Here is a 19,318-nt window from a genome sequence, read left to right as displayed (position 1 = left end):
GGTTTGTCAAAGTTTAGTATAACCTAAAGATTTTATTCAAACCAACAAACTATTGGTGTGCTCAATACAGTTTACAAAGACGCCATTATCAACAGAGAGAAAATGTTATCAATTCTAAAAGGTCCAAAATTTGAGCAAATCATACAAAAGGCAAAGGAGAATTGGGTGGAATTTACGCCTGAAAAAGAAGAAGCAGTTACTGCCGGCATAGATAGTAGTTTTAACAACACCAAATTTCAAGGGATAGAACTTTGGGCAACAACTGCAGTTTCAATAAAGTCAGATGGAGAAATTTTAGTGGATTTACATGAGTCAGGTCTTGGCTCAGATAAAGACCTTTCAAGAATTGCAAGTAAGATGGAGATCGAGGCATGTGAAAAAACAGTTGACATGGTGGATTTGGTATTAATGGATGGATCACTTCATTCTCAGTTTATGACAAGACAATCATCTCTAGATTCTTTGGTAGTTAAAACAATGAAAAAAAGAGACAACGTAATTTTTATTGCAAAAACATCAAATACAAAAAAACAATTTGAAAATTTAGGATCTCTTGCAGGAGATATTTTCTATTACAACCATGTTTCAAATAATTCAGGGTTTAGTAAAATATTTGTAGAAAAAAAATACGGTACAGACAAAGTCATCTCATCTACATTTGTCAGATTAAGTGATTCCACTCCAATAATTAAATTGGAGTTTCTAGGGGATCAACATGATGAAAATGACATTAAAACTGCAATGAATAAATTATACAAAAATAGTGTTGGCGGATACCCGTATGCATTAAAGCTTGCACACAACAACTGTAAAATATCTGATAAAGAGCTTGCAAAAATGGTTAGTTTGTTAGGATTAAGTAATGAAATTGGTTCAAGGGAGGTTCTAGGTTGAGTTTAGGATTCGTGATTGGGGAATCAAAACCCACATTTGTAACGGCAATAACTTCAAGGGCTCTCTCTGTGGGAGAATATATCAAAATAAGAACAGATGAAGGGGAAATTTTAGGATTGGTTGAAAGATCATCTGTTTCTAGTGCAGCTTTTATGGATGTTAGGAATTTTGATGAAGCATCAGAAAGCACAGAAATTGCTGAAATCAACAAACGCGACAAAACATTTACAGCACATATAGGAATTTTAGGATTTTTAGAAAATTTGAGAAAAGGCCAATCAATCATACCCTCAATTCCACCAATTCCAGGTACAGAAATTACCCAACCAAGTAAACAAGATTTGGAAATAATTTTTAGTCCAAAAAAAGAAGGATGGGTAACAATAGGAAATCTTTTACGAAATAAAACCATTGAAGCCAAGATAAATTTGGATAAAATTGTTTCAAGACATTTAGGGATTTTAGCAATGACAGGAATGGGGAAAAGTAATCTGGTGTCTCTTGTTACAAAACAAATTTCAAAATTAAAGGGAACAGTAATAATATTTGATTATCACAACGACTACACAAGTCTAAACATACCACGCATCAATGTAATTGATGCCAAAATTAATCCTAGATTACTAGATGCTGATCAACTCTCAGAAGTATTAGAAATTAGAGATGGTGCAAATGTTCAACAACGAGTTTTAAGAATGGCATTTACAAAACATGTCAAAGAATCAAAAGAGTTTTGGCAAAAGCTAGAAAACGAAATTGATTTCATAGTTAATTCTGAGGATAAAAAATTAAAAGAAATTAGAACGTCAGCATATAGAGTACAAGACATTATAGAAGAGGCACAAAGAAGATTTGAAGATATTTTAGATCCAGACATGGGTGATCCGATTAGTTTTATCAAGGAAGGTCGCACAAACATCCTTAACATTTCAGAGCTATCAGAAAAACAAGCAAATGTAGCTGTAGCATTTTATTTACAACAGTTATTGAAAGATAGAAAAGATGCAAGTATTGCAAGGCATGGAAAAACAAAACGAGAAAGAAATTATCAATTTAATTCGCCAATATTTGTAATAATAGAGGAAGCACATGTTTTCATTCCAAAAGACCATGATACCAGTGCAAAATATTGGGCAGCTAAAATTGCAAGAGAAGGAAGGAAGTTTGGATTAGGATTAGGGATCGTATCACAAAGGCCTAGAAGTGTGGATCTGAATGTTCTAAGCCAATTAGGATCATTTGCCATAATGAAAATTATTCAAGAAGATGATCAGCGTCAAATAGCCTCAGCAACTGAATCTACCAGTCGTGAATTGATTGCACAGTTGACATCACTCAACGTGGGAGACGCAGTTCTAGTTGGACAATGGACAAATTTACCATCACTAGTTCATGTTGAAGAAGTAAAAGAGAAAATCATGGGTGCAGATCAAAGTGCAGTTAATGCTTGGGCAAATGCAGAAAAAATGAAGGAAGTTGCAATTGAATCAACTCAAGGACTAGTTCAAAAAGATTTGTTGTTAGACTAATGTTATTTTCTCACATTTCAGATACACATTTGGGATTAGTGCAATATGGTACAGATGAGCGTGCACAAGATGTGTATGACGTATTTAATCAAGCAATAGATATTTCAATAAAAGATCATGTAGATTTTGTAATTTTTGCGGGGGATATTTTTCATGTTCCAAATCCTAACGGAACCGCAATTGTGCAAATGGGTAATGGCTTGAAGAGACTAAAACAAAACAACATAGATTCATTTTTTATTTTAGGAGAGCATGACATTAGTAGAATAAGAACTACACCCATTCCATATGTTTATCATAATTTGGAATTTTCAAAATACATTGGACAAGGAAAACCATTAGAATACAAAGGAGTTCTCTTAGCAGGGTTTGATAAAATTAGAAAGGCAGAAATTCCGCAATATGAAGATAAATTTTCTGAAATTGATAAAATAGCACAAAATCACTCAGGACACAAAATATTGGTTTTGCATCAAGGTGTTACAGAATTCAACAAATTTGCAGCAGAGATACAATCAACAGATTTGCCAAAAAATTTTACATATTATGCCATGGGTCACCTACATGACAAAGATGTTAAACGATTCAATCACCTAAATGGACCAATTGCATATCCTGGTTCTATCGAATTAACTACAAGTGAAGGAATTAAAGATACAAAAAAAGGATTCTTCGAAGTTGATATTTCAGGGGAAGAGGCGAATCCAAATTGGATTGAATTAGATACCAGACCACAATTTTCATTTCAAACAAAATATCAAGAATTATCAAAAACAATCGATGAAATTTCTGAAAAGATATCAAATTCAAAGAAAAAACCAATAGTAGAAGTAAAAATTCAAGGTGAAAATATAGAAACTGATCAAATTCAGGCACAAATTGCAAGATTAAACTCATTGGTCCTCAGATGTTTTTGGAGAATTAGTTCAAAACAAATTTCAGATTCTTCAGTATTCCTAGATAGACCAAATGTGATAGATGATGAAATGTTTAGACTATCAGTTGACGCATTAGGTTCAGAAGAAAATGCAAGTTTTGCGATAAAAGAATTACTTCCAATATTATCATCAAATCAAATTAAAGAGGCTTCTCAATTAGTCTATGAAAATTTTGAGAAATATAAAAAGGTGAAAAAACAATGATTACAACTATAGAACTAGGAGATTTTTTAGCACATTCCAATACAAAAATTAAATTTGAAAACGGAGTTACAGTATTTGTAGGAGATAACGGTGCAGGAAAATCAAGTATCATTGATGCAATAACATTTGCATTGTTTGGTCAGCACACAAGAAAATCAAATAAAGGATTAATCAAACGTGGTGCAAATCAAGGATTTGCAAAAGTAGGGTTTTCTATCAGTGGAAAAAATTACGAGGCAGTAAGAAAAATAGATAGTAAGGGAAGTCTATCTGCAAAATTTTCAGAAATTACAAAAGAAGATCGTATTGAAATTGCAGCAGGTGAACGAAAGCAATTTGGGGAATCGATGACGAATGAAGTTGAAAAAGTAATAGGACTTGATTTTGAAAAATTAAAGATTGCATCAATTGTACAACAAGGAGAACTAAATGCCATAATTAATGCCAAACCCAAAGAATTCAAAGAATTACTTAATGCGATTATAGGAATTGATAAACTCGATATTGCATCAGAAGCGATGAAAATGGTAAATAAAGAATTTCGAGGAAAAATTAGAGAAAAAATCGGATATGATGACACACATATTGAAATTTTGTCACATGAGTTAGAAAAAAATCAAAAAGAAGTAGAAGATGCAAAACCTGAGAAAAATCAACTAGAAATAAAACAAAACCAATTGCAAAAAGAAGTAGATAGTTTACGGGATAAAGTAGAAACTGAATCTCCAAAAATAGATAAAATTAACCAATTAGAATTGAGGAAAAAAGAGCTTTTGACATATGCAAAAGAGGCCATACATGAAATTAAGCGGGAAATTAGTGAAAATGAGCGTAAAATACATGATTGTAAAGATTGTTTTGAGCATGCAAATCTAAAAGAAGATTTGGAATTGAAAATCCAAAAAATTGATCAAGCAATAGAGGATACATTAAAGAAAATTCAAGAAATGACAATTCAAACCGCATCATTAAAAGAGAAACAATTGCTAGCATCTAAACTTCAGCTAAAAGATAACAAATGTCCTGTTTGTGATTCACATGTAGAAAAACTTAATCCACTTTTCCAAGAAGACCATCTAAAAAATGAATTGACAACATTAGAGCATGAAATTATTGAAAAAGGAAAAGAGAGAGACATGTATAATCAAAAGAAAGAAGATTTTTTACACAAAGTACAAAATGCACGAGATGCAGAAGCAACACTTAGAGCGCACTCGATTACAAATAAAGAAGAATTAGAAAAAATTCAAAAAGAAGTAGAAATTAAAAAACAGAAAATCCCTTTAACAAACAATGGGAGTTTATTAGAAATCTCACAAATAGACACACATGCAAAAATGATATTTGAAAGTATTTGTAAATTGGAGAGCGAAACTGAAGGATTTGATGAAAACGAGTTTGCCAAGCTAAAAAGATTAGTAGCTGAAAAACAAAATTATCTATCAGGAATCCACCAACAAATTGGAGCAATTTCAGAGAAAATTACTAAATCCGAAGAACAAATAGAAAAAATTCAAAATTCAATTTCAGAATTAATCACAGTTAAAGAGTATATTGTAAAACTGGATGAAATTCAGCTAAACATTTTCAGTAGAGACGGACCAGTTGCAACAAGTCTAAGATCATGGGCACTAAATACAATATCAGTAAAAACTTCAGAATACCTGACATTACTCAACACAAAGATACAGAGAATTACATTATCAGAAAAAGCTAGAGATATTTCTATAACATGTTATTCAAAAAGTGAAATGCTAGATTTAGAATCACTTAGCGGAGGAGAAAAAGTCAGTGTAGCATTAGCATTAAGATTAGGAATGGCAAGTCTTCTGGGCGCATCAAATCTTAATCTAATGATACTTGATGAGCCGACAACACATTTGGATGCTGAAAGAAAAAAATCACTGGTAGGGGTTTTGTCTCAGTTATCAGAGATTTCAAACTCACAAACACCCATGCAGTTTCTAATCATTACTCACGATACAGAAATCTTTGAAGATTCAAGTGTAGAACAGATTTACAAATTTGAATCCACTGAACAAGGAAGTTTGGTTACAGCACTTTAGTTAACTGTAACAATTCCAGTCATCCAAGGATGAACCATGCAGAAATAATCATATGTTCCTGCTTTCTCAAATGTATGCTCAAAGGTTGAACCTGACATAAATAATCCAGAGTCAAATACTCCTGTTACTCCAGCATCAACAGTTCCACTAGTTACAGTATGTGCAGCTGAATCATCATTACTCCAAGTAACTGTTTGACCTACAGATACAGTAATCTCGTAAGGCAAGTAACATTCGTTTGTTTCTTCACATCCTGGAATTGCAGATCCTGCAGGAAGTGAGACTATAGCCATTGACATTGTTTCTGGTTCTACCATTGGTTCAGGTTCTGTCATTGTTTCTGGTTCTACCATTGGTTCAGGTTCTGTCATTGTTTCTGGTTCTACCATTGGTTCAGGTTCAGGTTCTTCAATTACCATCATCTCTTCAATTTCATTAACAACAACTTTGCCAGTCATCCATGGATGAACCATGCAGAAATAATCATATGTTCCTGATTCATCAAAAGTAAATTCAAAAGTTGAACCAGACATAAACAAACTAGAATCAAACATTCCATCATGTCCATCAGAAATAGTTCCACTTGTTACAGTATGAGCAGCACTGTCAGGGTTGTTCCAAATTACAGTGTCACCTACAGAAATTATAATAGAATAAGGCAAATAGCATTCGTTTGTTTCTTCACATCCAGGTGCTCCAGAACCTTCAGCAATGTTTACTGTATGAATTCCAGATGTCATTGGAGCAGTCATAGTTGGTTCAGGTGTTGGTTCTACCATTGGTTCTGGTTCTACTATTTCTTCAAGTTGAATTCTTGGTTTTACTTTAGGATCATCAACACTACACTCGCCTTCATGGACCAATTTTACATCAGCAGCGTTTAACATACACATGTTACCATAAGTCTCGCCATCAATACCACATACAGGAGCATATTCCATTGTACAAACAGTTGGTTTTTCTTCAATTGAAACTATTCTTGGTTGAATAATATCATCCGGATTCATTGCAATGAATCCCAATGTGATTGCAGCTAAAACACCAACAATTGCTATTACTCCATATGCAAAATTCATCTCATCCACCTGTTAACTTTGCAAACTTTTCGTTCTTACTTAACTTTTCCATAAATTCAATATTTGATAGGGCGACTACGGCTGACTCTACAACTGGAGGATCCGGATCGTTTAATGCTTTTTGAAGTGCCTCTTTAGCCTCTTTATTTCCAACAACACCCAAAGCAATTGCAGCTTCATGTCGCACAAACATGCTTGGATCATTGAGAGTTGCATCAGTTAATGGGGGAATGGCACTAGAATAGCTCATCTGACCTAATGCAAATGCAGCTTCATGTCTAACCAATTCATTTTCATCATTTTTTAAAACTTTGGCAATATATTGCACCTTATCCTCACCACCAAAATCAACCAAAATACAAGCTACTCTGGTTCTAACAACATAATCAGGATGATCTAAAAGAGATACAAAATAATCGGTATCTTTCTGCTCATACTTTTCTTCCATTTCAGCAAAAAGTGCTAATCTATCATCAGTTACTACTTGCAATTTGTTTTGAAACTTTGTGTGTCCTATATTAGGTTACTTGAAAAAAATCTAATAATTTTGATTCAATACAAAAGAATTAGAAGTCCTTTTGTCCCTTGGAGACTTTTTCTTTGAATCAACTTTTCTACCACTATTGAGAACATCAGTGATGGTTTTCATCAGAACCATACGATTCATAGGTTTTGGAAGATAGCTAAAGGCGCCAATTTTCATTAATTCATTGATACTGGTTTGATCATCAATATACGCAGAAGTTACAACAACTCTTGTATTCATGTTATCTCGAACTATAGCTTCCAATACTTTGAAGCCATCTAGTTTAGGCATTTTCAAATCTAATAAAATCACATCTGGTTTGTACTTTAGATACATCTTTAGGCCCTCATAACCATCTTTAGCCTCTACAATACGGGCCCACTTTACAGTTCTTTTCAGAGTATCCCTAAAGAACACACGAAATGCTTGAGAGTCATCTACTATCAATATAATTGGAAATTTTCTCACAAATACAGTTCGCTCCTAAGGGATTTATCGAATTGTCTGTTTATTTTAACAATCAAAAATTATGTATTTAAAATTACAAGTAGGATTTTCTACTCTACTATGAATAATTCCAATATAAAGAAAATACAATTAGCGTTTAGTATTTAATGGAAAAAATATAAGATTGTACTATGAGTGCAGTAATTGGCCAAAAAGCACCAAATTTTGGGGTTTCAGAATGGGTTCAAGGTGCCCCAACAAACTTTGACCAGGAAAAAGATCATATTGTAGTATTAGAAGTATTTCAAGTCAATTGTCCAGGATGTTTCATGAATGCACTTCCAGAGGCAATTAACATTTACAATAAATTCAAAGATGACGGAGTTAGAGTACTAGGTCTTGCAACAGCATTTGAAGATTTTGACAAAAATACATTAGAAAATTTGAAGATGCTTGCAGAAACTGGTGAAGTTATTGGAGAAACAAAAAATGCACTATCAATGTATGGACAATTAAAAGATGGAAATAAGCTAAATTATAAAATTCCATTTCCATTAGGGATGGATAATTTAACAAAGACTTCAGGAGAAATTAGCCAAGAAAAAATCATGCAGTTTATCTATCCGCAAATTCCCGATTTTGATTCACAGCCTGATGATTACAAAAATCAAATAATTCAAAGAGTCAAGGACTATATGAAATCAAAGGAGTATTCTGCTGAGACATTTGAAAAATATGCATTGCAAGGAACGCCATCAACAATAATAGTAGATAGAAAAGGAATTCTCAGAGATGTGTCATTTGGACAAACCGGACACATAGAAGCCATTATTAAAAAATTAATGGCTGAAGATTAAATCAACGAAATAAGACCAGTGCTATTGACAAAGCAACTACAGTAACGAATCCCCCAATCAAAGCAATTTTTGGATTATCCATAAAGAATCATTTTGGTTGATTTTGATAATAGAGTTTGATTACTTCATCAACTACAACATTAGTGTCTGCATCTTTTTCAGCACTAACCAAAAGCAGATGCTCAGCCCCAAGATAAAATGAAAATCGTTTGACTTTATCATATTCACCCAGAGTATATTTTGTCATACCCAACCATTTTGACATGTCCTTTCGTGCTTTCCAATCCATAATTGAAAGATTAACTAATTCATTTTCAGCATGATTGGAAAGTAAATTTTCAACTCCCTCGCGTATTCCACCTGCAACACGAGAGGCCCATTCATCATATACGGTAGCAAACCTAATTTTAGGATCAGCAGCTAAAATATCTGAGCAAAATTTTTCATAATCCATAAAATGTATTCATACCTTAAATTATTAGAGTTTTTGTATCAAAAATAGAGGAATTACTTTCTTTTCTTTAGTTTCACTGCAATTAATGCTGCTGCAACTACCAAAACTCCTACTAGTGCAAACCAACTAAGAGAATCAGAAATTGTTTCTTTTGTTTGTATTGGAGGCATCTCATTTTGAATTAATTCATCCTTCTTTTCTAACCCGTCAAGATAAGTTGTTCCAAAAATCTCCAATTTGTTTTCACCAGTGCCAGTAAAATTCAATGTGATAAATGAGATTTTTTCATTAGAATTAATTTTTGGAAAATATTGTTGTTCATTGAGATAAAATGTAAAATTACCTCCCAAAAGTGTTTGAGGAATTAGTACTTCACCCAAATTATTTTCCAATCCACTATTTATGAACAGAGACAATCTTTTCTCATCGGGGTTAAAATCAAAATCATTGATGTTGAAATTAGAAATTGTTTCAATTTCAAAAGTATAGCCTCCTGTTTGAATATCCAATCGATTTACTAATCCTGTTGCATCAGACAAAGCCTGACCATATGCAGGTAAAATTACAAATAGTAAAACTAGTGAAACCGAAAATAATATCTTCAACTTATGCAGTTTGAGGAATTCGTCTGTTTAATTCTTTATCCTGAGCAATTCTTGGATGTTGAGGGTCTGCCAAGATAACTTCAAACCAATAATGTTTTCCATCTTTATAGATAAAGTAAGAACCTAAAAGTTTCATATTTGGATATCTTTCAAGAACTCTTCTATTTGCAACAGTTTTCATGTTATCATCTGCTTTGATTCTTGTAACACCGAGATGTTTTGGTCTTCTACCACCAGTAGGTCTTTGTTTTCTCATACCACCAGTACCGACTCTCATTCTAACAACGATGATTCCTTGTTTTGCTTTGTAGCCTAATCTTCTAGCCCTCTCTAATCTACTGGGTTTTTCAATTCTAGTGATTGCATTTTGCTTACGCCATCCAACTACACGTTCACGTAGTTCAGGAGCATTTTCCTTCCAAAGACTGATCCACATTTTGTCTTGATGACTAGGCATATCAGGCATAAAAAAATCCCCTTTAATAACTGTAAATCAAAAATTTATTCCAAGCAACGCTAAGTTGTAAAAATTGCTTTGAGTGAACGAATTTCACTCACTCAAAGATTTTGCTTCCGCAGAAAACTCGATAATTAAACTAGTCCCAAGTTATTAAAAAGGATTCCTCAGAAATTATTTGAGATTTTTATTGGACAGTATGAGAAAACGAGGGATGAGAACAAAATCTACTCTATTATCATTATTTGTGGCATTGAGCATCATTTCAGTTATTCCTAGTATTCACGCCGAGCCTTCAGTTGAGATAATATTGGAAAAAACTACATACACCTATTGTGAAAAATTATTTTATACAATCGAGGTTTCTGAAATCATTGATGAATCTGCAATTATTCACATTAGAGATGAATCCGGTAAAGGCAGCAGTGCAATCCCAATTCTAATAACAGAATTACAGACTCCAGTTCCATCACTTATTCCATTTGAAAAAGAAATTTTTCCATTAGGGAAATATTTCATAGATGTTGATTATTCAGGGGTACAAGTTACTGCAGAATTTAATTTAATTGATTCAAATTCAACATGTATTCCAGAATTAATCAAACCAATCATGGCCAACTGGCTTTCTGGAAATATTTCAGACGGATTTTTGATGGATGCATTTGAGAAATATGTAGATAAAAAAATAGTCAGTATCCCTATTGAAATTAATGAGAAAAATGTTTACGATATTACAATTCCTGATTGGGTGAAAAATGTTGGGTATTGGTGGTTAGGAGATGCAATTTCAGATGAAGATTTGGGAAATACTCTAAACTATTTAATTGATAAAAAAATAATCTCTTTTTCATCAGATAGTAGTGAGATATGAACAAGCATTCAATAATTACAGGAATTGCAATCATTGTAATTGTCATTCCATTTTCCGTTTCAGGATTAAACATTCTTGGAACTCAAACATTAGAATATAGATGGAATGGTCCGGGACAATTTAGTTTCTTTGGAATGTCTAATCACGGAGAGATGGAGTTTTGTAACACTATTCCATTCTGGATTAGTTTTCAAAAATTTGAAGTAGGAACATTTTATGATTCAAAGCACATAGGATCATATGTCGTAAAGCCGTTGATAATCAACCCATTATCATCACAAGTGCAGGAAGGTATTTTTTCATCAGAAGAGCTTGCAGCATCTCAGCATGTCTTTATGATTTTGGATTTTGAATTTGATGGTGGAGATATTAGACTTGATCCTAACAAATTCATCACTGTGATACAAGTAGATACTCCAATAATAGGAATGATCCCATATTCAACTACAACTCAGATATCTGGATTTGATTTTGATAAAATAATGAATTCAGAAAATTTGTCTTGTGATTAGTTTTTACTTTTACTTGCTCTAGCAATAAGTGCTAAAATCACTCCAACAATACCAGCTATACCAAATGCTACAAGTAAGGAAATTACCATTTGTTTACCTACACCTTCTGGTGTTGTTACAGTTGGTTTCGGAGTTGAATCAAGTACACATGCTCCATCTTTGAGAATAGTTCCAGGACCACATCTCTCATCAAGTACACAGGCTCCATCTTTGAGAATAGTTCCTGGTCCACACTGAACTTTTGGTGTTGTTACAGTTGGTTTTTCCTCAACTTTAGGTGGTGTCACAACAGGTGATTCTTCTGGTGATTCTTCTGGTGATTCTTCTGGTGATTCTTCTGGTGATTCTTCTGGTGATTCTTCTGGTGATTCTTCTGGTGATTCTTCAACTACCGGTGGACCAAAAAAATCATTTCCAATAATTTCAATATCTTGTGTTCCAAAAGGCAATTCAATGTTTAGAGTCCTACTTTCAGAAGTAGTTTCTTCAGTATACACTCCCTCTTCACCGTCAACTAGGACAAAAAATTCATCATCAATACCATCAAATTTTGAATCATAAAAATTTCTATTAAGAACAATTTCTAAGAATGATGGAGATTCTGTAACATCAACTGAAATCAATAGTGCTCCAAAATCATCAGCTTCAATTCCTAATACATCAACTCCAGTTGGAGTATAATCAATATCATATGAAGTGCCTTCAACCTCAACGGATATTGTTTCAGCGTATACCAAAGCTGTAGAAATTATTGTAAACAGAATTAGTCCTAGTGAGATTTTCAATAAGGAAGTAACATTTGGAAAATGCTTCAGTCTGTCAGATTGCAATTTGTCCATATTGAAATTTTGCATTACGATATTTTAACCTCTAGATAGACGTTAAAAATGAAGGGCCCAGAATAAATCACGTAAAAGTCAAGCTTTTTTGCTTATTTTTAAAGTTCAGGCAGAAATTATACTAGAAGAGCCTAGATGACGCCACGAAGAATCTGAATAATTTTTTCGGCAATAACATTTGCAGCCAAAGATTGGGCCTCTTTTGTTTGAGCACCGATATGAGGAGTCAAGATCACATTATCAAGTTCTGCCAATTTGTTTCCAATTGCAGGTTCTTTTTCAAAAACATCCAATGCTGCACCACCCAGTGTTCCATTTTTGAGAGCATTGTAAAGTGCATCTTCATCAACAACTCCACCACGAGATGTATTGATAATTTTTGCAGTTTTTTTCATTGTTGACATTTTTTGTGCATCTAAAAGATGGTGTGTAGAGTCAAGCAGTGGAACATGTATTGAGATATAATCAGAGCTTTGCAATAGAGTATTCAAGTCAGCCTTCATCAATCCGACTTCTTTTGAAAACTCTTCATCTATTGGAACTACATCATATCCAATGATATTCATATTTAGTGCACGGGCAAGTCGTCCCAATCTTTTTCCAATATTACCTAAACCAATTATTCCAAGATACTTTCCTCGAAGTTCAGTGCCTTTGAGTTCTTTTTTTAGCCATTCTCCATTTCGAATCGCTCTATCACCTCGAGCTGTTTGTCTGGCAAGAGAAAGCATTAATCCTAAAACTAATTCAGCAACTGCATTCATTGCTCCTTCTACTGCATTGATTACACGGATGTTTTTTGTTTTAGCAGCTTCTTGATCTACATTATCAAGTCCTACTCCAACCCGTGCAATTATTTTGCAATTATCTGCCTTATCGATCATTTCTTTTGTAATAGTTGTTCTACTTCTAACAATTACAATATTGTAATTAGAAATTTTTTCTATAATTTGTTCAGGAGTTATCTCAGGCTCATAAGAGACTTTGAGTCCATTATCTTCTAAAATTTTATTCAAAATAGGATCTACTTCATCACAAATCAGTACTGAATCGTCAAATCCCATGATATCAAAAGATGAACTACGGAATATAATTCATTAAGAAAATAAAAAGAAAAAAAGATGTTAAAAGATCAAGAAGTAAGGATTTCTGCTACTACAGGAATTACTTCCCATAATGCGACATAATCGCCACTTGCTTGCATTTCAGAAGCTACTTCATCAGTGTATAAACCGTGAATGTTTAGTGCAGGATGAGCAATACTGTTCTTTCCCATTGGTGGGACAGCATCACTTGGATTGCCTAAAGCATATGCATAAGATGCTACTGGTGCTGGGATAACTCCTTTCTCAACTAGAACTGGGTTCAAGCCGAATGGGTCACCTGCTACAAAGACTGTAGCTGCGCCAGTGTAAATTGCTGCATAATCATGGTTTACTGCTGCATATGCACCTGGTTCATCAAAGACCAAATCAACAATTGCATTCTGTGAACCGCCAATCAACCATGTTTCAGTTGCTGCGGATTGTACTCTGTTACCTTGTGTAACTCTGTCCAAGATTTCTCCAACAATGTGGAAAAATACTGGTTCATTACCGGAGTTTTCGATAAAGAGTCTCACGTGTTGATCATTTTCAACAAACAAGAGTTGTGATTGGTATTGCTTGTGTTCAATTCCATTCCATGGTTGTGCAACAAAGATGTTCTTGTTTACATCGCCATTGACGAGTAAGTTATGAGCCATGTTTGGTACATAACCGAATTGCATTCCGTTAACAACTGTTGCAGTGTTATGATGCTTGAACATTGCTCCGGCATCATAGTTGCCTTCAGGTGTTAGATACAATTGGTTGTATTGGAGTTGGAACTCTAATGCATCTGCACTATAGAACTTTCTGTCTAATTCACCGCTGCCGCTTGTCTTCTCTACCATTAGTTTCTTGTATCCATTAGCTGGATCAACGATTGCAATTCCGTACATGCCGGAAAGTACGTGTTGGTCCATGCCAATTAGTTTGACACCAGAACAATGGTATTTGAAAATACCAGCTGCTTCAGCAATGTAACAATACTGTGCTGTTTCGCCAGGATTGACAGACTCAAAAGCGCTTGCAGAAATTTGTGAGGCGTGCATGTCGTTACCGTGTCCAGTAACTTCATCAGCTGGAATTGTAAGTGTCATTTTGACTACATCGCCTTGAGTAACTCTTAGTGTTGGTCCTGGGACTGTACCACTAAAGGTCATGGCGTTGTATTCTTTACCTCCCATGATAGGAAGTGTAACACTTTCACCAGTTAATTGGAAATCATGTACGGTTCTACCGCTGTTTTCCAAAACTCCACAATCAGTTTCTGCGAATGCTTGAGGCATTACAAGCTGTAAACCGCCCATATTTCTGATTTGATCCATGACATCAACATCCATTTTGGATGCGTCAAGAGATTGACCAGTAATTTGGGTTTGTGTGTATGTGCTTCCGAATAAGGTTGCGCCCATTACAGCTACTGCTGCAATTGTAAAGAGCATACTAACACGCTTATTCATTAAGCACGATGACTAGCGATTCCTATATAATAATTCCCATTATGCTCATGTGAAAATATGAAATATTCAGAAAAAGAATGAATAATGGGTAAAAACGAGTACAAACAGCATGAAATTTAGACTAGATCAAGATTCACTTGGAAAAGTCAAAATCCCATCTGACGCATATTATGGTGCATTTACAGGAAGAGCTATCAAGCAATACCATGTTACTGGAAACAAAAGCCATGAGAATTTGATAAAGTCGTTTGTAATGATTAAACGCTCTGCAGCAGTTGCAAACATGAAGACCAAAGCCATAGATGCAAAGCGAGGCAAGGCAATAGTTTCAGCATGTGACAAGATTTTGTCTGGAAAATATGTAGAACAATTTGTAGTTGATATGATCAATTCTGGTGCAGGTACTGCATTTAACATGAATTCTAATGAAGTCATTGCAAATGTAGCATTAGAAGTGTTGCACAAGAAGAAAGGACAGTATGAGTTTCTCCATCCAAATGATCATGTAAACATGTCACAGTCCAGTAATGACACATATCCTACTGCAATGCATGTTGCAATTTTGATGAATCTAAAAGAAACAATTCCAGCAATCGATATTTTAATAAAATCATTATCAAAAAAAGCAAAACAATTTTCATCATTTAAGAAAATTGGAAGAACACATCTGATGGATGCATTGCCAGTTACATTAGGAAGTGAATTTGAAGCATATGTAACATCAATCACTAAAGCTAGGAATGAAATTGTTCTATCACAAAAAGAATTACAAAATGTTGCATTAGGTGGAACTGCAGTTGGTTCTGGTGCAAACACCCCTAAAGGATATAGAAAGATTGCAATATCAGAGTTATCTAAAATTTCAAAGATTACTTTAAAACCTGAAAAAGATATGCAACATGGTTTGCAAAGTAAATTTGCTGTTGCAAATGCATCAAGTGCTCTAAGAAATTTGGCTTTAGAAATTGGAAAACTTGCAAATGATATTAGACTAATGGCATCAGGTCCTATTGCAGGATTAGCAGAGATAGGAATTCCTGCAGTTCATGCAGGCTCATCAATTATGCCTGGAAAAGTAAATCCATCTTTGGCCGAATGTATGAATATGGTTTGCTTTAACATAATTGGAAATGACACTTCAGTATCTTATGCTGCACAAAGTGGGCAGTTTGAGCTAAATGTAATGTTACCTGGAATGCTAAAGTGCATGTTAGAGTCAACAGATATGCTCAAAAATTTCCTACCAATATTTTCTGCAAATCTGATTGATGGACTTACTGCAAATAAAGAAAAACTTCGTGCAGATATTGAAAACAGTCCAGTAATAGTCACACTGCTAACTCCAAAGATTGGATATCTAAAATCTGCAGAACTTTTCAAAGAATCATTAAAAACGGGAAAAACTATCAGAGAGCTTGTTGTTTCAAAGAAATTAATGAGTAACAAAGAGATTGATTCTCTTTTCGGATAGAGCATGGCAAAAATTTTCGTAGAAGCTTACGGATGTTCTGCAAGCTTTGGAGACTCGGAAATGATTTCAGGATTGATTCAAAATGGAGGCCATACATTAGTAGAGAATTCATCTGAATCAGATCTCAATATAGTAGTCACATGTTCTGTTAAGGACTCTACAGCAAACAAGATGATGTATAGAATAAAATCATTAAAATCAAAACCACTAATTGTTGCAGGATGCCTTCCAAAAGCTGAGCAATCCAGCGTAGAAAAATTTGCAGATAAAGCCAGTCTTTTAGGACCAAACTCTCTTGGAAAAACCATTCAGATCATCAATTCAACACTAGATGGAAGAAAGCAAATCGCGTTAGAAGACTCTGATTTATCAAAAGTTGGGCTTCCCAAAGTTCGATTAAATCCCGCAGTAGGGATTGTAGAAATTGCAAGTGGATGTATGAGTGAGTGTACATTTTGTCAGACCAAGATATCAAAAGGAGATCTTTCAAGCTACAGACTTGGAGACATTGTAAGGCAAGTACAAACAGAAATCAAAGAGGGATGCAAGGAAGTATGGCTCACATCCACAGATAATGGATGTTATGGTTTTGATATAGGTACAGATTTACCATCATTAGTTAATGCTGTTGTAGAAATTCCAGAGGATTTCATGGTTAGAGTAGGAATGATGAATCCAATGTACATGCCAAGAATAAAAGACAAATTAATTGATTCTTTTGATAATGACAAAGTCTTCAAATTTCTTCACATTCCAGTTCAAAGTGGAAGCGATAAAGTTCTGCACGATATGAAACGAGGTCATACTGCAGAAACTTTTAGAGACATAGTAAGTAGAGCAAGAGAGAAATTTAATCAATTTACAATTTCAACAGACATCATTGTAGGATTCCCTTCAGAAACTGAGGAAGATTTTCAGAAAACAATTTCTCTGCTTGATGAAACAAAGCCCGATACAGTAAATCTATCCAGATACAGCGCTAGACCAGGTACAGATGCAGCCGAGTTGAAACAATTGGATGCAGCAGAAGCTAAACGAAGAAGTAAGATAATTTTTGAACAGATCAGTAAATTATCAATAGAATCCAATAGAAAGTGGATCGGTTGGAAAGGGAAAGTGCTATTTGATGAAATGACAGATGAAGGAATCAAAGGTAGAAACTTCGCATACAAGCCTATATCAGTTGTAGACAAAGTAGCCATCGGTGAATCACATATAGTTGAAATCATAGATGCGACTGTAAAGAGACTTGTTGGAAAGATCGCAAGCTAAATTTTTTAGATCTAAAATTTGATTAAAAAAACGTAAGAAGGTTTTTTATGTAAATTAGAAAATAAGAACAGAATGAGTTTTCAAGTAAAAGAACCAATTTTAGTTATAGGCTTGGGAGGCGTAGGCTCAAAATTAGCAATTAAAGCAAAAAACTCACTTAATTCAGATTGTCTACTAATTAGCAATGATGAGAAAGATTTCTCTTCAGAAAATCAGTCCATCCATGTTTCTACGAATGGTGTGGTAAATCCATCTGTTCAATTAATCAGAGGCTCAGCTTACAATGTATCTGAGAAAATAAAATCAAAGATTGAAGGCTATTCCACAGTTATCCTTATGAGTAATTTAGCAGGAAAAGCAGGTTCAGCCATTGCCCCAGTAGTCTCTGAAATGTGTAAAGACAAAGGACTAGTTTCATTTGCAATAATGCCTTTCAAATATGAAAAAGATAGAATTTTCAATTCAGGCATATCCCTAAAAAGAATCAGGGAGAATTCAAAATGCACAGTTGTATTAGATAATGATTCATTATTGGAAAGCAATCCTGATTTAAGCCCTAAAACATGCTACGAAATTGCAAATTCAGCAATTATGCACGTTGTAGAATCACTTGGAACTTCTGAAATATCCAATGAAACAAACATCCTTACAACAAGTAAAGATAGACAACATATTGAAGACTCTCTAAGAGATTCATTAAAAATGCTATACGGCAATGCACCACCAAATTCAGTTAAACGCTCTATGTTGTATGTAGTTGGAGGAAGCAACATCCCCGTAGGAATAATAAATTCAATTACAAACATTTCAAGCGGAATTCTAAATGATAGTAATTCACAGATAGACATGAACTCAACTTCTGATGAGTCAAAAGTTGTAATGTTGTCATCAATACAAGGAATGACAAAATTTGATAACTATGATCCTCTTGGAATGATTCCACAAGAAGACACACTTGATTGGTCAACTCCTGATTGCAGTATTGATTGTAAATTAGATTTGTACCAATTGGAATAAAATAAAATAATTTTTAAAATTATAATTTTTTAGAGTTTATTGTTTATTCTTTCTTTGGTGCTTCTTTAGCTGGTTCTTCTTTCTTTGGTGCTTCTTTAGCTGGTTCTTCTTTCTTTGGTGCTTCTTTAGCTGGTTCTTCTTTCTTTGGTGCTTCTTTAGCTGGTTCTTCTTTCTTTGGTGCTTCTTTAGCTGGTTCTTCTTTCTTTGGTGCTTCTTTAGCTGGTTCTTCTTTCTTTGGTGCTTCTTTAGCTGGTTCTTCTACTTTATCTGGAATTTTTTAGTCTCTTTTTCAGGAGTTACAGTAGATTCTACTTCATCAGTATATGGGGAAACAAGAACATATCCTTCATCAGTTTTACTCATTCTAACTCGAATTTTTCTTGGAGGGCTTCTAACTCCTTTTGCCCAAATCAAATGAGCAAGTTCTTCCTCAATTTTTATTTGTTCTACTTTCATATGATGTCGAGCAAATTCTTTGATCATGTTGATTGCCCTAACAGCTCTATGTTGAGATTGTGAAAGTAAAGCTTTACCTAGATTAATTGTATAAACACGTTCTAATTCTTGAGACATCTATCCTACCTCCACATCAGTTGATCTCCAAGCCCTACGTTTTGGATTTGTTCTAACACTTCTCTTTGTTTTGAGAATAATCCAAGCTGGTACGGGTGATGCTTGTCTTGTCTTTTTTAAAAGACGGATTTTTCTTGGAGAGGACTTGCGTGCAGCCATAGTTTT

The 19,318-nt window shown here is 34.2% G+C and carries 22 protein-coding genes; 11 read left to right on the top strand and 11 right to left on the bottom strand.

The genetic code is table 11. From position 1 onward, the window contains the following. The first annotated feature begins 102 nt into the window (after positions 1 to 102). Genes NADRNF5_RS03370 through NADRNF5_RS03355 form a run of 4 tightly spaced genes read left to right on the top strand, consistent with a single transcriptional unit; the run spans position 103 to position 5,631 of the window. The gene (locus NADRNF5_RS03370) at positions 103 to 894 is read left to right on the top strand and encodes a DNA double-strand break repair nuclease NurA (RefSeq protein ID WP_192828371.1); all 792 of its coding nucleotides are present in this window, start codon (positions 103 to 105) and stop codon (positions 892 to 894) included. Further along, positions 891 to 2,423, top strand: a complete 1,533-nt coding sequence (locus NADRNF5_RS03365) for an ATP-binding protein (RefSeq protein ID WP_048115706.1) — start codon at positions 891 to 893, stop codon at positions 2,421 to 2,423. Before NADRNF5_RS03370 ends, NADRNF5_RS03365 begins: the two co-directional genes overlap by 4 nt. Next, positions 2,423 to 3,565, top strand: coding sequence for a DNA repair exonuclease (locus NADRNF5_RS03360; protein WP_048115704.1), 1,143 nt, complete (start codon positions 2,423 to 2,425; stop codon positions 3,563 to 3,565). The genes NADRNF5_RS03365 and NADRNF5_RS03360 overlap by 1 nt, the downstream gene beginning before the upstream one ends. Further along, the gene (locus NADRNF5_RS03355; protein ID WP_048115702.1) at positions 3,562 to 5,631 is read left to right on the top strand and encodes an AAA family ATPase; all 2,070 of its coding nucleotides are present in this window, start codon (positions 3,562 to 3,564) and stop codon (positions 5,629 to 5,631) included. Before NADRNF5_RS03360 ends, NADRNF5_RS03355 begins: the two co-directional genes overlap by 4 nt. On the opposite strand, the gene NADRNF5_RS03350 is transcribed toward NADRNF5_RS03355, so the two are convergent. From NADRNF5_RS03350 to NADRNF5_RS03340, 3 genes are read right to left on the bottom strand one after another with little or no spacing between them, the layout of a single operon-like run. After that, the gene (locus NADRNF5_RS03350) at positions 5,628 to 6,707 is read right to left on the bottom strand and encodes a plastocyanin/azurin family copper-binding protein (RefSeq protein WP_148313056.1); all 1,080 of its coding nucleotides are present in this window, start codon (positions 6,705 to 6,707) and stop codon (positions 5,628 to 5,630) included. The two genes, NADRNF5_RS03355 and NADRNF5_RS03350, sit on opposite strands and share 4 nt — an antisense overlap. A gap of 1 nt (position 6,708) precedes the next feature. Further along, entirely contained in the window at positions 6,709 to 7,197 is a 489-nt protein-coding gene (locus NADRNF5_RS03345) for a HEAT repeat domain-containing protein (RefSeq protein WP_048115699.1), read from the bottom strand. Between the two features lie 48 nt (positions 7,198 to 7,245). Next, the gene (locus NADRNF5_RS03340; protein ID WP_048115697.1) at positions 7,246 to 7,701 is read right to left on the bottom strand and encodes a response regulator transcription factor; all 456 of its coding nucleotides are present in this window, start codon (positions 7,699 to 7,701) and stop codon (positions 7,246 to 7,248) included. Positions 7,702 to 7,871: 170 nt separating this feature from the next. Here NADRNF5_RS03340 and NADRNF5_RS03335 point away from each other — a divergent pair, with 170 nt between their 5' ends. After that, a complete protein-coding gene (locus NADRNF5_RS03335; RefSeq protein WP_048115695.1) occupies positions 7,872 to 8,537 on the top strand; it encodes a peroxiredoxin family protein in 666 nt (221 codons plus the stop codon). 88 nt (positions 8,538 to 8,625) lie between these two features. On the opposite strand, the gene NADRNF5_RS03330 is transcribed toward NADRNF5_RS03335, so the two are convergent. From NADRNF5_RS03330 to NADRNF5_RS03320, 3 genes are read right to left on the bottom strand one after another with little or no spacing between them, the layout of a single operon-like run. Next, entirely contained in the window at positions 8,626 to 8,991 is a 366-nt protein-coding gene (locus tag NADRNF5_RS03330; protein ID WP_048115694.1) for a DUF6659 family protein, read from the bottom strand. 53 nt (positions 8,992 to 9,044) lie between these two features. Then, positions 9,045 to 9,596 (bottom strand): hypothetical protein, encoded by a 552-nt coding sequence (locus tag NADRNF5_RS03325; protein ID WP_048115692.1) that lies wholly within the window; start codon positions 9,594 to 9,596, stop codon positions 9,045 to 9,047. A gap of 1 nt (position 9,597) precedes the next feature. Further along, positions 9,598 to 10,053, bottom strand: a complete 456-nt coding sequence (locus NADRNF5_RS03320) for a 50S ribosomal protein L15e (RefSeq protein ID WP_048118902.1) — start codon at positions 10,051 to 10,053, stop codon at positions 9,598 to 9,600. A 214-nt stretch (positions 10,054 to 10,267) separates the two neighbouring features. Here NADRNF5_RS03320 and NADRNF5_RS03315 point away from each other — a divergent pair, with 214 nt between their 5' ends. Together NADRNF5_RS03315 and NADRNF5_RS03310 are read left to right on the top strand one after the other, a co-directional pair. Continuing rightward, positions 10,268 to 10,924, top strand: coding sequence for a hypothetical protein (locus NADRNF5_RS03315; protein ID WP_048118900.1), 657 nt, complete (start codon positions 10,268 to 10,270; stop codon positions 10,922 to 10,924). Next, complete coding sequence (locus NADRNF5_RS03310) at positions 10,921 to 11,436, top strand: hypothetical protein (protein WP_048115690.1); 516 nt, start codon at positions 10,921 to 10,923, stop codon at positions 11,434 to 11,436. The genes NADRNF5_RS03315 and NADRNF5_RS03310 overlap by 4 nt, the downstream gene beginning before the upstream one ends. Here the strand turns inward: NADRNF5_RS03310 and NADRNF5_RS03305 are convergent. The 3 genes from NADRNF5_RS03305 to NADRNF5_RS03295 form a co-directional block, all read right to left on the bottom strand. Continuing rightward, positions 11,433 to 12,275, bottom strand: coding sequence for a hypothetical protein (locus NADRNF5_RS03305; RefSeq protein WP_048115688.1), 843 nt, complete (start codon positions 12,273 to 12,275; stop codon positions 11,433 to 11,435). The genes NADRNF5_RS03310 and NADRNF5_RS03305 overlap by 4 nt on opposite strands. 131 nt (positions 12,276 to 12,406) lie before the next feature. Further along, positions 12,407 to 13,339, bottom strand: a complete 933-nt coding sequence (locus NADRNF5_RS03300; protein ID WP_048115686.1) for a D-2-hydroxyacid dehydrogenase — start codon at positions 13,337 to 13,339, stop codon at positions 12,407 to 12,409. Positions 13,340 to 13,407: 68 nt separating this feature from the next. Continuing rightward, positions 13,408 to 14,802, bottom strand: a complete 1,395-nt coding sequence (locus NADRNF5_RS03295; RefSeq protein ID WP_048115684.1) for a multicopper oxidase domain-containing protein — start codon at positions 14,800 to 14,802, stop codon at positions 13,408 to 13,410. A gap of 127 nt (positions 14,803 to 14,929) precedes the next feature. Here NADRNF5_RS03295 and NADRNF5_RS03290 point away from each other — a divergent pair, with 127 nt between their 5' ends. The 4 genes from NADRNF5_RS03290 to NADRNF5_RS11890 all read left to right on the top strand — a co-directional run bounded on the left by NADRNF5_RS03290 (position 14,930) and on the right by NADRNF5_RS11890 (position 18,861). Next, entirely contained in the window at positions 14,930 to 16,291 is a 1,362-nt protein-coding gene (locus NADRNF5_RS03290) for an aspartate ammonia-lyase (protein ID WP_048115683.1), read from the top strand. Between the two features lie 3 nt (positions 16,292 to 16,294). Next, positions 16,295 to 17,563 carry a tRNA (N(6)-L-threonylcarbamoyladenosine(37)-C(2))-methylthiotransferase gene (locus tag NADRNF5_RS03285; protein ID WP_048115682.1) on the top strand — a complete coding sequence of 423 codons (1,269 nt, stop codon included), beginning with the start codon at positions 16,295 to 16,297 and terminating at the stop codon, positions 17,561 to 17,563. Positions 17,564 to 17,635: 72 nt separating this feature from the next. After that, complete coding sequence (locus tag NADRNF5_RS03280) at positions 17,636 to 18,580, top strand: FtsZ/tubulin family protein (RefSeq protein ID WP_048115680.1); 945 nt, start codon at positions 17,636 to 17,638, stop codon at positions 18,578 to 18,580. Between the two features lie 38 nt (positions 18,581 to 18,618). After that, positions 18,619 to 18,861, top strand: a complete 243-nt coding sequence (locus tag NADRNF5_RS11890; RefSeq protein WP_148313105.1) for a pentapeptide repeat-containing protein — start codon at positions 18,619 to 18,621, stop codon at positions 18,859 to 18,861. On the opposite strand, the gene NADRNF5_RS11030 is transcribed toward NADRNF5_RS11890, so the two are convergent. After that, the gene (locus NADRNF5_RS11030) at positions 18,839 to 19,153 is read right to left on the bottom strand and encodes a 50S ribosomal protein L31e (protein ID WP_148313055.1); all 315 of its coding nucleotides are present in this window, start codon (positions 19,151 to 19,153) and stop codon (positions 18,839 to 18,841) included. The two genes, NADRNF5_RS11890 and NADRNF5_RS11030, sit on opposite strands and share 23 nt — an antisense overlap. Then, entirely contained in the window at positions 19,154 to 19,312 is a 159-nt protein-coding gene (locus tag NADRNF5_RS03270; protein WP_048115676.1) for a 50S ribosomal protein L39e, read from the bottom strand. Positions 19,313 to 19,318: the final 6 nt, after the last annotated feature.

This window comes from Nitrosopumilus adriaticus, assembly GCF_000956175.1.
In the GTDB taxonomy this organism is placed as follows: Archaea; Thermoproteota; Nitrososphaeria; order Nitrososphaerales; family Nitrosopumilaceae; genus Nitrosopumilus; species Nitrosopumilus adriaticus.
The sequence above is the reverse complement of the archived record's forward strand: the minus strand, read 5'-3'. Positions and strand labels throughout refer to the sequence as shown.